At 71.9% G+C, this 1,212-nt stretch carries 2 protein-coding genes; both read right to left on the reverse strand.

Features of this window, described 5'->3' with window-relative positions:
• Positions 1-40: 40 nt before the first annotated feature.
• Positions 41-577 (reverse strand): MepB family protein, encoded by a 537-nt coding sequence (locus KN815_RS49140; RefSeq protein WP_216348209.1) that lies wholly within the window; start codon positions 575-577, stop codon positions 41-43.
• 167 nt (positions 578-744) lie between these two features.
• Positions 745-1,212, reverse strand: a 468-nt coding sequence (locus KN815_RS49145) for a peptidyl-tRNA hydrolase (protein ID WP_301184725.1), incomplete at its 5' end; no start/stop codon positions are given.

The raw sequence follows: 1,212 nt of genomic DNA on the forward strand, positions 1-1,212 counted from the left end.
GGCCATAAGGCCGCCCGCCGCGCCGCCGGTGGTTCCGGATCTACGCGCGGTAGAGGGCGCGGGCGCGCGCCAGGTCGACAGGCCCGTCCTCGAGCCCGTCCTCGTCGAGGTGCAGAAAGTAGTTCACCTGCCATGCCTGAGTGCTGCGTGCCTGGCGATTGGCCGTGGTCACCCACGGCGGGTAGACGCGGAACCCTCGCTTCCCGGCGGAGCCGCTCCGGGACACGATCCCGCGCTCGCACAGCACCTCCCTCGGGAACACGAACTGCCCGAAATGGCCGCTGTCACGGCTGCTGATGACGATGAGGTCGGCCCCGTCGTCGGCGTCGAAGGGCCGGATCGGCCCCTCCGCCGACCGCTGCCAGACGGTGACGAACTGGCCAACCTTCGTCGGGGTGGTCTTGGCCACACGGAACCTGACCGACCGCCCGTCGAGCGTGAACCCATGAGCCGCGTACTCGGCGCTCTCCGGCTCGGGCACCGGCTGTGAGCAGGCAAAACCGCTCGGGTCGTACACGTACGTCCGCGCCGCCAAGAGATCACAGTGGAGCTCTGACCACGGCTGATTCGTCACCATTCCCTCATCCTGCCATCGCGTCCACCGCACGCCGCCGGTGTCCGTGGTGGCTCAAACGCATGCCCCACGGACGTGATTCCACGGTCCGGCGCATCGCCGCCGTTTACCGAGGTAAACGGCGGATAGCCGTCACGCGCGCGGAAGGAGCCCGGTGCGGGCCCACGGCCTTACGGCCGCCGCAGTGCCGGGTGGTCGGCCACCACCGTGCAGGACCCCGGTGCGATCTCGGTGAACCCCGCGTCGCGCACCACCGGCAGCCCGCTGGTGGTGAGTTCGTCCCACCGCTCGGCCGATGCCGTACGCACCGCCAGCGGGAACCCGGCCTCGCGCCAGGCGGCCCGCACCGTGTCGTCCAGCTCCCACCAGGCCAACTGCGCGCCGTGTCCGGCCTGGGCCATCGCCTTGCCCGCGGACATCTCCACATGGGGGCTCAGCCACAGCACCGGACCGCTGAGATCGGGGGCGGGCGGCGGCTCGGGGTCGTCCAGGTCGGTGCCGGATACCTGGAGCTTGGCCAGCTCCTTGGGCCAGCCGTCCAGCGGCACCGGCGGGAACACCCGCACCTCGGCGGCCGGTGGCGGCCCGTCCTCGGCAGCGGTCGCGGCGGGCTCCCGGCCCGTGACCGTGATGCCCGG

The sequence above is a fragment of the Streptomyces niphimycinicus genome, from assembly GCF_018883605.1.
Lineage (GTDB): Bacteria > Actinomycetota > Actinomycetes > Streptomycetales > Streptomycetaceae > Streptomyces > Streptomyces niphimycinicus.